Genomic DNA, 14,102 nt, shown 5'->3' on the forward strand with positions numbered 1-14,102 from the left:
AGTTTTTGACTGAAGTACAATTGAAAATTTACTTTTGTTCACCACTTTAATCTAGCTTAAACGTGTTCAAACAAGCAGAGAGTTGCAAATAAGGCATAGATGACAGAAATCCAAAACCGGGATTTCCGTCATCTATGCCTTATTCTCCACTCTCTAAGCGCTTGTTTTCACACTCTATTTTACCCAATACGCACTCTTATAATCTTCCACAACCCCGCTGATATTATGCACGACTCCATTTAACTTTGGGTTAGTTAAAAAGCTGTCAGCCTGCTGATACAAAGGCGTGACGCCCTGCTGTTCAGTTAGCCTTTTTTCAGCATTTAGCATTTGCTGCCACCGTAATTGATTGTCCGTGCTCTGATTGTTATTAAGAGTATTTACTAGTCGGTCATACGTAGCGTCGTGCCAGTGCCCGTAGTTATGCCGACTATTGCTCGTCATTACTTGTAAAAATGAAAGCGGATCGGGATAATCGGCACCCCACCCGGTGAGCAGCAGGTCAAATTGCCCGTTAGTTACACGGTTGTTTAAGTGATTTGAATCTAGAGAAACTGTATGAATGGTGAGTCCTGGCAAATGATTTTCCAGTTGGGTTTTGAGATTGTTCGCAACCCGAACACTGACCGCATCGTTTGCAGTAATGAGAGTTAGCTTGGCCGTACTGACATGCAGTTGTCGTTTGGCTGCTGCCCATTCGTGTGCTGCTGTCTTGTTGTTCCCTTTGACGTATGAGGATGCTTCCTGCTGATTAGCAAAGTCGGAATGATTAAGATTATTTTTACTGAGGCCGGCAGTGACAAATCCTTTTGGCGGTAGAGAGGCATTTTGCAGTGCTTGATCGATCAAACGGCGACGACTAATTGCGTGCGAAATTGCCAGTCGTGCGTTACGATTATTAATGAGTTTTTTATTAGCAGTGTTACTTGTGCTAAAATTATAAGCAATTATGCGCATTAATGAGAAGGGCCGGACAATGTAGTCTGGGTTATTTTTGTTCTCAGGGATCTGTTTACCAATTAACTGAATTTCAGCAACTTTACCGCTGCGGTAATCCCTTAAATCTTGAGAGGGCGATTTAGAGGTCACAATGGTTAAACGTTTGAGATAAACATGGGATTTGTCCCAGTAATACGGGTTAGGTACCAGCGTTCGAGAAGCACTATTGGCGTGCCATTTAACCAGTTTAAAGGGGCCACTGTAAATCTGCTGATCTGCACTGGCACCGTATTGGGACCCATAACGTTGCACCGTGGCACGATGCTGAGGTGCAAACAGTGGGTAGGCTAATAGACTTTCAAAGTAGACCATTGGGTGATTTAACTTCACTTGAAGGTTGTGTGTTGAAAGGGCTTTGACGCCTAAACGGCTTGCTGGCAGCTCACCTTTTCTAATTTTGTCGGCGTTTTTAATTCCGTCAAATAGATTAGCATTTACGGACTTAGTTTGCGGGTTAACACTTCGCTGCCATGAATAAACAAAATCAGTGGCGGTAATTGGCTGACCATTGCTCCAGCGCGCGTTATTTCGAAGTTGAAAGGTGTACGTTTTGGCATCTTTACTGATGTGGTAGCTCTGAGCTAAGCCGTTATTGACCCGGCCATTGTTGCCCAATCGAAATAGGCCTTCCGTTGAACTGCGTAATTTATTAAAACTGTTAACCTTTGAAATATCCACGGTGTTTAAACGTGTTTGCTCAACAACGGTAACGTTTTGATTACGTGACATGACCCCTTTATTGTCAGAAGTCTGTTTTGAATTAGACAGACTTTGCTGACAGCCGCTTAAAAAAAGCGTTGCCAGCATAACGCTGATTAGTTTGAATGTTGTTTTCATGGCAGTACCCTCTCAATCCCAATAGCTCTATTTTGATAATAATGAAGCAGTTTCATAACGTCAAGTAACATAAATACTTTACGAGGTGAACCATATTGATAGAAGGGCAACAACTTTCTGCAGGTCAGTTTGCCCAGCTCATGAGAATTGATCGTCACGTTCTTAATCGCTTTGATGAGCTGGGTTTATTCCAGCCAGCAAGTCGGGATAAGAACGGACGGCGGGCATATGATCTCAACCAGGTCAATCAATGGCTGTCACTGCAAGCCACGGTTAAGCTGGAAAATGATTTGAATAAGACGAAAGCAACACTGCACACAAATGGTAATGATCACATTGCCATGTTGAAGTATCAGCAGCAACTGGTTGAAAAACAATTAAATCAGTTGAGCATGGCGCATCAGCAGATTTCCCAGGAAATCACGAATCAGGAAACCGCACGTCAGGCCATGCCAGAAGCGGCGACGGTGGTCGATCGTTCACCAGTTAGTTTACTAACAACGACGTTTCCGGAGGACATACAGGTCACGGGAAACCAAATTCAAGCGCAAATCAAGCACGTGCTTTCCGTGATGGACATGGCACCGGTTAATTTAGTAGTTGGACGGATACATTCGCAGCACGCAATTGAGTCGGGGCAATCCAAGTTGGTGACGGCGCTATATACGCCATTAGCTCCCAGCAGCAAAGTTAAGGCTGATACCACCCAGTTAGGTGGTCGTGCAGTGCTTGCTTACCACCATTTAGATACGCCATTGATTGATGGCTTTAACCATTTACGTGAGTATGCAGCGCAACATCACCTGATTTTAGGGACCAATTATTATGAAGAACCAGTAGTTGGCAACTGGCAGACGGATGATCCAGCGAAACAGGTGGTACGCCTGTTAGTTGCAGTGAAGGAGTGATTGGATGATTGAATGGTCAGAAAGTACGATTCGCTCCTTTCGAAAAACGTTATTGGATTGGTATGATGCCCACGGTCGCCATTTACCTTGGCGTCGGGACCATGATCCATATCATGTTTGGGTTTCGGAAATTATGCTTCAGCAGACCCAAGTGAATACAGTGATACCATACTACGAACATTTTATGGCGGAATTTCCCACCGTAACGGATCTGGCTAATGCACCTGAAGCTAAGCTGATGAAGGCGTGGGAGGGTCTTGGTTACTACTCTAGGGCGCGTAACTTACAAAAGGCGGCTAAACAAATCGTCAATGAACGTGGCGGTCAGTGGCCCCAAACCGCTGAGGGCCTGCAAGAATTAGCTGGTATTGGACCATATACTGCTGGTGCCATCGCCAGCATTGCGTTTAACGAACCCGTTCCCGCCGTGGATGGCAATGCTTTCCGGGTGTTTGCTCGTTTACTGGAGATTGACCTGGATATCGCTAAGCCGCAAACACGCCCAGTTTTTGAACGGGTGATTGGTCGCATTATGTCACCCGACCGTCCCGGTGATTTCAATCAGGCGGTGATGGATCTTGGCGCCAGTTATATGTCTGCCAAGAATCCTGATTCGGCGCATTCACCAGTGAAGGCCTTTAATCAGGCTTATTTAGATGGCGTTGAGATGCAGTATCCGGTGAAATCGAAGAAGCCCAAGCCAGTTAAAGTGGCTTATTATGGGTTAGTCATTCGCCATGATGATCAGTTTTTGATGCAAAAACGACCCAGTGATGGGCTATTGGCTAATTTCTGGACCTTCCCCTTAATCGCGGAAGACGATGTTTTAGCCATGAGTGAAACGCCTGAACTGGTAACGGAAGAAGAACGATTAAGCTTGCTTGAGAAATTAGTGCAGCAGGAGTTTGGCCTAACCGTTCGCGTGATACCTATGGGTGGTAAGCCAGTTAAACATACGTTTACTCACCGTCAGTGGCTCATCACCTTGTTAAGTGCTGAAGTTAAACCAGATGCTGACCTCAGTTTCTTTCCGGGTAAATGGCTGTCCAGCGACGAACTGACGCGAATGGCGTTGCCGAAAGTTCAGGAAAAATTACTAACGCGGGTACATCAGATTCAATAAATAGTTTCAATTTGAGATTTAAACAGAAAGAAAGTGATGCTCTTGGATGAGAAGTTACATAAATCAGATCAGCCAGTTGATCAAATGGGGCGACCGTATAATCGACTCATATTAGTTTTTACGATGCTTGTGGGGACCTTTAGCACCTTTTTGACGTCAACGATGCTGACTACCGCTTTACCAACGTTAATGAAATCTTTTAGTATTTCGGCGAATACTGTTCAATGGCTGACGACTGGGTTCATGCTGATGATGGGGATTATCATTCCCATTACCGGTTTTTTCCTTCAGCGATTTGATTCGCGGAAGTTATACTTATCCGCTATTTTGATTTTTGGTATCGGTACACTGCTGTGCCTTTCCGCTACTAACTTTTGGATGATTTTAGCTGGTCGTTTGATTCAGGGGGCTGGTGTGGGGATTACTGCGCCAGTTTACCAAACCATTATGACCTCCATTTTTCCGCCCTCGAAACGTGGTGCTGCTATGGGGACTGCCGGGATGGTAGTTGGTTTAGCACCTGCAATTGGGCCAACGCTTTCAGGCTGGATCCTGATGCACTATTCTTGGCGGATGCTGTTTTTATTTATTTTGCCAATTTTAGTACTGGTCCTCGTTATGGGCTGGTTTACACTGCGCAAGGTACTGCCCACCAAGAAAGCGCCCATTGACTGGCTATCAGTTTTGCTTTCTGTTATTGGTTTTGGTTCCATGCTGTTTGCTTTTTCATCTGTTGGAAATTATCAATGGACAAGTCCGGTGGTTTACGTCACGTTGATAGTTGGTTTGATCGTTGTGGGGCTGTTTATTTGGCGGTCAGTTAAGATCAAGAATCCGCTATTGCAACTTAAAGTGTTTGCTCACCGTGAATTTTCACTTTCAGCAGCGTTGGTAGCCGTATCGTTTATGGCGATGAACGGGTTTACGCTGATTCTGCCAATGTATTTGCAAACCATTCGCGGGGAGTCACCGTTAGCTTCAGGGTTAACGTTATTGCCAGGGGCGATTGTCATCGGGTTGATGAACCCGATTACTGGTCGAATTTTTGATCGATTAGGCGCACGTAACATGGCCATTGCTGGCATGTTATTGCTGACGTTGGCAACCGGTTCCTTTATTCCGATTACCGCAACCACACCAGTGATTGATATCGTGTGTCTGTATACCGTTCGGATGATGGGAATTTCCATGGTTATGATGCCCGTTACCACTACTGGGATGAACGCTTTACCGTTGAACTTGATCAGTGATGGAACCGTTGTAAACAACACTGCACGACAAGTCTTTGCTTCCATGGGGACTGCTGTGCTGGTTTCGGTAATGTCGAATGTGACCATGAACCACATGCCAAACCATGCCGTAGCCACGGCCACACCAATTTTATTTAAAAAATTAGCTTTGCACGCTAACGTTGTCGGTTTTCGGTATGCTTTTGGGATTGCCACTACGTTTGCATTGATTGGCCTTGTGATGACCTTCTTCTTGAAACGAAATAAGGAGGTGGCCTAAATGGTTGCAATACTATTATTTGCCGGTGTGTTGCTTTTTGCTGGTAGTATGATTTTTATGAGTGGCGGTACTAAGAAAACGGTTTGGGTAATTATTGGCCTGATTTTAACCGTGGGCAGTATTTTGCTGATGATCCTAAACTTCAATCAGTATTTAGGTATGAAAAAGGTGACGGTTAGTCATGAATATCCGCTTACCTCTAGTTTAACCACCAAAAAACGGGTGTTGCTTTATCGCCAGATTGGGACGAAGAACGAGCGGGTGTATTTGTATAAGAGCAATCCGCTGGAACACAAATTAGAACACACAGATCCTACCCAGGGACCAGTTGAAATTACTCAAAATGCTAAGCACAATCAACTGAAAGTCACCAGAACGTATCGGGTCTACCGAAATGAGGAACTGCGACTGTTATTCAGCGTTGGCGTAAAGAATCACGACTATGCCGGCACCCAATGGCACTTTAGTCTGAAACCTGGCTGGCACCTGGTACGGATGAGTTAAACTGAATCGCTTTTACAGCCTAGAAACATCGTGTATAATGAGCACAATGTCACTTATTAATTGGGGGAGCTGCTATGTATAACGTTTTTGATGTCTTAAAAATGATTACGATCAATCATCAAGGAGTTGATGGCGCACAACTTGTTGTTACCGATTTGGAAGGCAAACCCAATAGTCTGCTGACCGACCTGCTACGAGATACAGTGGGTAACATGCGCCTATTTATTGATATGGAGAAAGTTGACTCTCCAGATGATGTGTTAGCTGAATTAGGGGCCACAACACCCCTTCCTGATGATGTACTGGATGAATACTCAAAGATTCTTAAAGAACGTGTGGCGGGGCTAAATTTTGCTCCTCAAAAGGATACCATTGAGTTATTGATTCGGTAATTTGATAATTAAAAACTAAATTTAAAATAATTAAATTGATATCATTTGAGGTTTTATTTAATTTTTTAAAAGTACTTGAAACGTATGGTGTTAAACGTGTTATACTGCAGTCGGTGATTCGATTAACCAAAATAAAGTTCATTTTTTTAGGAGTTTATTGTTGCACTTTTCCGAATTACCTGTTATTGTATTGTTAATGTATTTATGCTTCGGAATTAAGGTACAACGTTCTTTTTAGAATGGCTCCTTATTCAAAAGTTTCAAATGCAAAATTTATTTGCGCATAGCGCATGGAGGTTTCATTCTAATGGAACAAGGTACTGTTAAATGGTTCAACGCTGACAAAGGTTACGGTTTTATCACTCTTGAAAACGGCTCAGATGTATTCGTACATTTCTCAGCTATCAATGCTGACGGCTTCAAGACTCTTGAAGAAGGCCAAAAGGTAACTTTGGACGTTGAAGACGGCGACCGCGGCCCACAAGCTGCTAACGTTACTGTTGCTTAATTCTTAATTAAGCCCAACGAAACCACCAATCATTTTGATTGGTGGTTTTTTTGTGTTCTCAAACCGGTTTTACATCGTATCGGTACTTCAAAATATCGTACAGTTTGAGGCAGCGAGGGTGGAGTTCAGTTGGTCCAACTAATCAATAGATGATTTTTCAATCTTTACGCAACCGATACATAAACGACATATGTTCATTACAGACAAACAGTAAACTTAAGGCGAATAGTAAGGGTATAGTCACATTGGTGCTTATAAATCCCGTTGCTATTCCCAGTAGTTCGGTCACTACTGTGCTCTCCCTATAAAACATTGCACAAAACGGTTTTGAAAAAGCCTACTCTCAAAACCGTTTTGTAGTCACTCACGTTAGGAAAACAATGATGATAAGCTTTGAGACCACCGAACAAATAATTGGTGTGATAAGATGAGCTTAATTAGAAGCATCATGATGGTGTGAGTGGGGGCGGTTTTATCAAAACTTTAGTGATTGTGGGACATCCACAAATTGAAGATTCCAGTACGCAGCAGTTTTTAAAGAAAGCTGCAGATTTGTCGGAGGTCACTTGGCATCCTGTAAATACTTTTAATGTCGAGGTGGCAAAAGACCAAGCACTAATTCAACAAACGGACCGATTAGTGTTGCAGTTTCCGCTTTATTGGTACTCAGCGCCAGCCGTTTTAAAAAACTGGATAGATCAAGTGCTGACACGACACTTTGCGTATCCGGATGCTATGGGAAGTCTAGTTGGCAAAGAGTTAGGAATTGCAGTCAGTTTAGGGTCACCAGCCAGAAATTTCGTTGCCGGTGCTGGGGAGAACTTTAGTCTTTCTCAAATCATGATCCCGTTTCAAGCGTTAGCGCATAAGTTGCAAATGACTTATTTACCTACATTTGTAATTGATCAGTTTGGCTATCAGTCAGACGAGATGAAGGCCAAATTATTAATTAATTATCAACGCTATCTCACGCAGCCACGATTGGGACACTTTGATGATCAAACCGATTGGCTGGTGAATAAATTATCGGAATTAATTGCTACGGTTCCAGAAGACAAAAAGCAGCAATTAACGTTAATTTTAGATCAAATCAAAAATGATCAATCGACACTAGAAGATCTGCAGATGAATCTGAAGATGATTCAAGATACGGAGGAATAGCTGATGGCAGAACAGACATGGGCGACACAACAGCTCTTGAAATTAGCAGCACAAACGCCGCAATTTAAAGAACGCGCACTGTACTTAGCGCTTGCTGAATTGAACGAAGAACAGCAGCGCCGCATTAAGCTGGCACAAGGTGAAATCGACGGACGAACCTGGAATCCTTCACGTTGGTAATTCGAGGGATTTACTTGTTTAATTAATTAGGTTTAGAATGAGACTTAATATAGTTTTTAGAAACGGGATGGTCACTTTGCTATTGGGATATGGGTTTTTATTTGCAGCGATTATATTTGAAATTATCAGCAGCTCGTTATTGAAGGAGTCAGATGGTTTTCATCGTCTGATACCCACCATTTGCCTAGTGATTGGGTATACGATTACACTGTTTCTTTTTTCCAAGTCGCTTCGCTGGATGGATCTCGGGGTAGCCTATGCGCTGTGGGGTGCGATTGGTACACTATTTACAACGATTATCGGCATCATTTTCTTCAAAGAACGGCTCAACCGCTCTAAGGTGGTCGGTGTTGCGTGCATTATTATTGGCACGGTGATGTTGAATATATTGTGAGGTAGGTGAAGGCGGATGTTTAAATATTATGTAGCGTTAGGTCTTTCGATTGTGACGGAGATTATTGGGACGATTTCGTTAAAGCTATCAAAGGAGTTCACCCAAGCCTCTTGGACTTTGTTGAGCATTGTCGTCTTTTTAATTATGCTCTACAGTCTATCGTATGCCATGCGGGTGGTACCGTTGAGTGTGGCGTATGGACTTTGGTCAGGCGCTGGCACGGTATTAACCGCAGCGCTGGATGTCACCATGTTTCACGTTTCATTTTCAATCGGTGAGATCTTGGGTTTAGTTCTGATTGTGGTGGGTATCGTGTCGTTAAACTGGTCTGGAGAAGCAGAAGAAGAAATTGATTATGAGTCATTGCAAGTGGAAGATAGGATGAATATTAAGGATTGAGTGTGACACAACTCGGTAGATTCCAGAATATAACACAAAAACGCCATTCCCATGTTGGACTGGCGTTTTTGTGTTACGTTACGCATTCATTTTGAAGATGACTGCGCGTCTTCATTAAACTGGTTGACATCAGTTGTATAGCCGACTACCGAGATTAAATCGTTGAGTCTTAACTTGTCATTAGCGTCTGGCGAGAGGTTAACTTTACCCTCTGTCTTGATGGCAATTACGTTAATGTGATACGTGTTTCGGACGGCTAATTCGTTCAAGGATTTACCCACGAAGTTTGGATTATCGACTTTCACTTCAGCCATGGTGACTTGGTCGCTCAGCATCAGGTAGTTGACGATGTTCGGCTGCAAATGATGAAAGACGATTCGGCGGGCCATGTCGCGTTCTGGTCGTACAATTTGGTCAGCACCAATTTTTTCCAGTACTCTAGCGTGGCTTTCGTTTTCGGCTTTGCAAATGACGTCTTTGGCACCCAGTTCTTTAGTCAATAGTGTAGCCATGATACTGGTCTGAATATTTTGACCGATTGAAATAAAAACGTGATCGAAACTGCCAATTTCGAGTTCCTTCATCGTATCTTCGTCTTGGGCATCAGCAATCACAGCCCGTGTGACGATGTTTGTAAATTCGTTAACCTTTTCTTCGTCAATATCGATGGCCAGGACTTCTTGATTAGCGTCTACTAGAGATTGGCAAATTGCACTGCCAAACTGACCCAGGCCAATCACGGCATAGTTTTCACGCTTTTGTTTAACCAATTAGAACACTCTCCTCTGGATAACGATAGTTAGGTTGCTTACGGTTAGCGTTTAAGATTGAGAACATCACGGTATAGATGCCAACACGGCCAATGAACATTAAAAACATGATAATCAGTTTACCAAGCACGTTTAAGTGAGGGGTTAGCCCTAGTGAGATTCCCGTTGTTCCAAACGCTGCCAGAACTTCAAAGGTGACGGTTTGCAGGCCATCATTTTTAGGAATGGGTTGGGTGGCACAGAGAATCAAGGTTGCTACTGTTAAAATGGTCAGTGCAACGAATATTAAGGTCAGGGCGCGGAAGACATTTTCTTGAGTAAAACGACGGTGACCAAAAGTAGCATCACGTTTTCCTCTTAGAGTGGCGATACTTTGCAGGGTGAGCAGTCCAATCGTTGTGGTTTTCACCCCACCGGCAGTTGATCCAGGTGTCCCACCAATAAACATCAATAGCATGGTGAACGCAATACTGGCAATGGATAATTGCTGATATGGCAATGTCACTAACCCAGCAGTCCGAGGTGTGATTGCCATGAATACGGTGTTAACTAGCCGATTACCAAAAGAAACGTGCGGGCTAAGAACTGCTAAATTATTTTCGCTGAGTAGATAAACAACGATTGAGAGTAAGACCAGCACGGTACCAGTTCCCAAGGCTAATTTGGTATGCAGTGACAAGTGATGCCGTTTAGGAAAAAGCAGCAGATCTTGCCAAACTAGGAAACCAAAAGAACCAGCAATAATTAAAATAGACATGACGCTTAATACATAAGGATCGTTAGCAAAGCCTTCCAAACTATTGCCGAATAGGTCAAACCCAGCGTTACAGAAAGCCGAAACAGCGTGGAACACACTGAACCACAGCCCTTTGGCTAAACCGTACCGCGGGTAAAAATCGACCATTAATAATCCGGCGCCTGCCAGTTGGATGATGAACGATAGCAGTAAAATTAATTTGATGACATTGAGTTGAGATAAGTTATCTAGGTTAAGTGATTCCTGGGCTAGGAGTCGGGTCGACAGTCTCATTTGTCGGCGCATGAATAAGAACAGCATGACGGTGAACGTCATAAAACCAAGGCCGCCAATCTCCATGAGAAATAAAATAACCGTTTGACCAAAAATCGTCCAGTGAAAAGCAGTGCTGACCAAGGTTAGTCCCGTAACACAGGTGGCACTGGTAGCGGTAAAAAAAGCATCCAGTACGGAAGTGCTGTGAGCGTCACGAGTTGCAATCGGCAGACTGAGAAGAACGGTGCCAATTAGAATGATGATTAGAAAACCAAGTGTCAGTGCTTTGGGGAGTGAAAGGTGCTGACGTTTTGACATAGCCGCCCCTCCTTTAAGTTTTATTAATTAAACTATAGCGAAAATAGCAGCAGTTTAAAAGCAATATGGTACCGAATTCATTGCCAGCAACGTGAGACTAAAAATAGATTGCGATGAATTGAACGACGCATTAAATAATTGGTAAATCCAGTGGTATAATTTAGTGAAAAGCATTAACTAAATCGTTGGAGGTTGTGAAAAGATGCTGATACAGCAAGTGTCAATTGAAAATAGCGATACCTTAAAAGATGTTCGAATTGAAGATGGCAAGTTTGTTGAAATTGCTGATCACATTGCACCAAAAGATAGTGAAGGCCTGATTGATGGTCGCGGTAAGTTACTATTACCACCGTTCGTTGATCCTCACGTTCATTTGGATTCGACTTTAACAGCGGGGGATCCTGAATGGAATCAATCAGGAACACTGTTTGATGGCATTCGTATCTGGTCGGCTCGGAAACAAAAATTGACAATTGAAGATGTCAAGACGCGTGCAATCCAGACGTTAAAGAAACAGGCAAGTCATGGAACACAGTTCGTTCGGTCACACGTTGACGTGACGGATCCTAATTTGACGGCTTTAAAAGCGCTGCTTGAGGTTCGTGATGAAGTGAAAGATTTCATCGAACTGCAACTGGTTGCGTTTCCTCAAGAAGGCATCCTTTCTTTCCCACACGGTAAGGAGCTGATGACCAAGGCTGCGGAGATGGGCGTTGATGCCATCGGCGGTATTCCACACTTTGAATTTAACCGTGAATATGGCGTACAGTCCTTGCACTTTGTCAGTGATTTAGCTGAAAAGTACGACAAGCTAATCGATGTTCACTGTGATGAAATCGATGATCCAGCAGCTCGAGGACTTGAAACCTTGGCTACTTTGGCTTATGAGACTGGTATGCGTGATCAAGTAACGGCCAGTCATACTACCGCAATGGGTTCGTATAACGATGCTTACGCTTATAAGTTATTCCGTTTGCTGAAAATGTCAGGGATTAACATGATTGCTAATCCACTGGTTAACACTTTCCTTGGTGGACGGTTTGATACTTATCCAAAGCGTCGGGGTATGACCCGGGTCAAAGAGTTGACGGAAGATGGCATTAACGTTGCCTTTGGCGAGGATGATATTAAAGATCCGTGGTATCCAATGGGTGACGGTAACATGATGGATCCGTTACATCTTGGTCTTCATGTGGCACAGACCATGGGTTATGATCAAATCATGAACTCATATCGGTATGTGACTCAAAATGGTGCTCGTGCGATGCACGTCTTAGATCACTATGGTATTGAGGTTGGCAAGCAAGCGAACTGCATTATTTTGAACAGAGATAACTTCTATGATGCTCTGAATGAACGAGCAGAAGTACTGTATGCGATTCATCATGGTGTTGTGACTGTTAAGACACGGCCTCAAGAAGTGAAAACTTACTTTGGTCAAAGTGACATTACTAAGTAATTAAATTCTGTTTTTGAACGAAATTAGATGAGACACAAAAATCCCTTAGGACAGTGACGATTTGGTCACCGTCTTAAGGGATTTTAGTAACTGATTAATCATGTCGGAATGCTAATAATAGTCAAAATTAATCAGTTAGGCGTGCTTTTTGGGCTTGTGAGCGCGAGATTCTGAAGCTTTCTTTTTAGCCACAGCTTCCTTATGTAGGGAACGTAGCTGATCTTTATAACTTTCAATTTCCTCTGCGTGGTTTTCGTGCCATTCTTTAAAGGAGAATTGACTATCAGTATCACCGGGTTTAAGACCAGTTTGAAGCCAGAACAAAGCTTGGGTTAAACTTGAAAAATTACGCATCCAAAGCGTTTGACCATTTTCAGAATCAAAGGCAACGTAGGACTTATAATGTCTCTTTAAAAAAGTGTGTTTGCGAATTTTGAACGCTTCCCGTTTACGTGTTAGCCGATAATCTGGTAGGATATATTGGCCAGTTAGTGTCAGCTTGGGAAAAAATTCGTTGGCTTGACTGTGTTGCTCTTTCAACAAGGCGTGTGCTTGATCGATGTTGATGAGCTGCGCGTGAATTTCGGACATCGGAGTTCCTCCTCTTGAACAACTGGGTATATGTTAAAGTTCATGTATGAACGTTAATTACTGAATAAATTACTTACAGTAATAACTTTAGCATAATTTTCACAGAATTAGTATGATTCACTACTGTAAAATTGAGCTTGTAATAAGAATTTACTAAACTTTAACAACATTTAAATTAATAAGAGGTGACTATTTTGGGTAAGTATTACGCAGTCAGAAAGGGTCAGCATCCCGGTATTTATACCAGTTGGCCAGAAGCGCAAAAAGAAGTATCCGGTTTCTCAGGTGCCGAATTTAAGGGCTTTAATACTGAATCAGAAGCAAGACAGTTTATGGGTGAAAAATCGGTTACGCATTCTGCCAACGGTGACATGATCATTGGCTACACGGATGGCGGTACCCGCAACTCCGGCAACGTTAAGGGCGGTCACGTTAAAACAACAGATCCGGCAGCGTGGGCGTACCGATTAGAATTGCCTGATAAAGTGCTAAGTGATTCTGCAGGTGAGTGGGGTGCCACAAATAACCGAATGGAGATCATGGCGTTTATTAAAGCGCTAGAAACGTTGATTGAAGAACATCAGCAAAAGACTGATATCACGCTGGTTCTAGATTCAAAATACGTTTTGGACGCAATCAACAAGGGCTGGTTAAAGGGCTGGCAGCGACGGGGTTGGCGACGTTCCGGCGGTGAATTAATGAACGTTGAGCTGTGGCAGCAAGTCAGTCGCCTTTTACCTCAGTTCCCACATCTCTCATTAGTCTGGACTAAAGGGCATGCCGATAATCAGGGGAATATTTTTGTGGATTCTTTATTGAATAAAACCATGGACGCAATGGTTAAAGCTGGTCGACCGACTCGGATGGCAACAGGTAAGGCTAAAGCGGTTAGCAAACCTGCCCCTAGGAAACAAACGCCTGCCAAGCAGACACATACCAAGCAAACACCCGAACAGCAAAAGCAGGTTGACCAATCTGTTTCTGACATTCAAAAAGCACTGGAACAATTGGATTTATTTAAAAATCCATAGTCCAGTG

Annotated in this window: 16 protein-coding genes; 12 read left to right on the forward strand and 4 right to left on the reverse strand. The window is 43.2% G+C overall.

The window, feature by feature from the left end:
- Positions 1-174: 174 nt before the first annotated feature.
- Positions 175-1,836: a peptide ABC transporter substrate-binding protein gene (locus CES82_RS02445; protein WP_098823743.1), complete on the reverse strand. Its 1,662-nt coding sequence runs from the start codon at positions 1,834-1,836 to the stop codon at positions 175-177.
- A 95-nt stretch (positions 1,837-1,931) separates the two neighbouring features.
- On the opposite strand from CES82_RS02445, the gene CES82_RS02450 reads away from it, so the two are divergent.
- The 10 genes from CES82_RS02450 to CES82_RS02490 all read left to right on the forward strand — a co-directional run bounded on the left by CES82_RS02450 (position 1,932) and on the right by CES82_RS02490 (position 8,914).
- Positions 1,932-2,744 (forward strand): MerR family transcriptional regulator, encoded by an 813-nt coding sequence (locus CES82_RS02450; RefSeq protein WP_098823744.1) that lies wholly within the window; start codon positions 1,932-1,934, stop codon positions 2,742-2,744.
- 4 nt (positions 2,745-2,748) lie between these two features.
- Positions 2,749-3,867: an A/G-specific adenine glycosylase gene (mutY, locus tag CES82_RS02455; RefSeq protein WP_098823745.1), complete on the forward strand. Its 1,119-nt coding sequence runs from the start codon at positions 2,749-2,751 to the stop codon at positions 3,865-3,867.
- Between the two features lie 84 nt (positions 3,868-3,951).
- Positions 3,952-5,376: an MDR family MFS transporter gene (locus CES82_RS02460; RefSeq protein ID WP_225364835.1), complete on the forward strand. Its 1,425-nt coding sequence runs from the start codon at positions 3,952-3,954 to the stop codon at positions 5,374-5,376.
- Positions 5,377-5,880: a DUF4811 domain-containing protein gene (locus tag CES82_RS02465; RefSeq protein ID WP_098823747.1), complete on the forward strand. Its 504-nt coding sequence runs from the start codon at positions 5,377-5,379 to the stop codon at positions 5,878-5,880. It begins immediately after the preceding gene.
- A gap of 74 nt (positions 5,881-5,954) precedes the next feature.
- Complete coding sequence (locus CES82_RS02470; protein WP_098823748.1) at positions 5,955-6,272, forward strand: hypothetical protein; 318 nt, start codon at positions 5,955-5,957, stop codon at positions 6,270-6,272.
- A 307-nt stretch (positions 6,273-6,579) separates the two neighbouring features.
- A complete protein-coding gene (locus CES82_RS02475; protein ID WP_054736490.1) occupies positions 6,580-6,780 on the forward strand; it encodes a cold-shock protein in 201 nt (66 codons plus the stop codon).
- A gap of 486 nt (positions 6,781-7,266) precedes the next feature.
- Entirely contained in the window at positions 7,267-7,941 is a 675-nt protein-coding gene (locus CES82_RS02480; protein ID WP_263850119.1) for an NAD(P)H-dependent oxidoreductase, read from the forward strand.
- Between the two features lie 3 nt (positions 7,942-7,944).
- Positions 7,945-8,121 carry a hypothetical protein gene (locus tag CES82_RS12430; protein ID WP_180245632.1) on the forward strand — a complete coding sequence of 59 codons (177 nt, stop codon included), beginning with the start codon at positions 7,945-7,947 and terminating at the stop codon, positions 8,119-8,121.
- Positions 8,122-8,188: 67 nt separating this feature from the next.
- Positions 8,189-8,515, forward strand: a complete 327-nt coding sequence (locus CES82_RS02485; protein ID WP_180245633.1) for a DMT family transporter — start codon at positions 8,189-8,191, stop codon at positions 8,513-8,515.
- 15 nt (positions 8,516-8,530) lie between these two features.
- Positions 8,531-8,914, forward strand: a complete 384-nt coding sequence (locus CES82_RS02490) for a DMT family transporter (protein ID WP_098823751.1) — start codon at positions 8,531-8,533, stop codon at positions 8,912-8,914.
- Positions 8,915-9,000: 86 nt separating this feature from the next.
- On the opposite strand, the gene CES82_RS02495 is transcribed toward CES82_RS02490, so the two are convergent.
- Both CES82_RS02495 and CES82_RS02500 read right to left on the reverse strand, forming a co-directional pair.
- Positions 9,001-9,684 (reverse strand): potassium channel family protein, encoded by a 684-nt coding sequence (locus CES82_RS02495; protein WP_098823752.1) that lies wholly within the window; start codon positions 9,682-9,684, stop codon positions 9,001-9,003.
- Entirely contained in the window at positions 9,677-11,014 is a 1,338-nt protein-coding gene (locus tag CES82_RS02500; RefSeq protein WP_098823753.1) for a TrkH family potassium uptake protein, read from the reverse strand. The genes CES82_RS02495 and CES82_RS02500 overlap by 8 nt, the downstream gene beginning before the upstream one ends.
- A 202-nt stretch (positions 11,015-11,216) precedes the next feature.
- On the opposite strand from CES82_RS02500, the gene codA reads away from it, so the two are divergent.
- Complete coding sequence (gene codA, locus CES82_RS02505; protein WP_098823754.1) at positions 11,217-12,473, forward strand: cytosine deaminase; 1,257 nt, start codon at positions 11,217-11,219, stop codon at positions 12,471-12,473.
- A gap of 135 nt (positions 12,474-12,608) precedes the next feature.
- Here codA and CES82_RS02510 read toward each other — a convergent pair whose 3' ends face one another.
- Positions 12,609-13,064: a hypothetical protein gene (locus tag CES82_RS02510; protein WP_098823755.1), complete on the reverse strand. Its 456-nt coding sequence runs from the start codon at positions 13,062-13,064 to the stop codon at positions 12,609-12,611.
- Between the two features lie 191 nt (positions 13,065-13,255).
- On the opposite strand from CES82_RS02510, the gene CES82_RS02515 reads away from it, so the two are divergent.
- Positions 13,256-14,095, forward strand: a complete 840-nt coding sequence (locus CES82_RS02515) for a ribonuclease H family protein (RefSeq protein ID WP_098824005.1) — start codon at positions 13,256-13,258, stop codon at positions 14,093-14,095.
- Positions 14,096-14,102 lie beyond the last annotated feature (7 nt).

It is taken from the genome of Secundilactobacillus silagincola (assembly GCF_002583405.1).
GTDB classification, from domain to species: Bacteria; Bacillota; Bacilli; order Lactobacillales; family Lactobacillaceae; genus Secundilactobacillus; species Secundilactobacillus silagincola.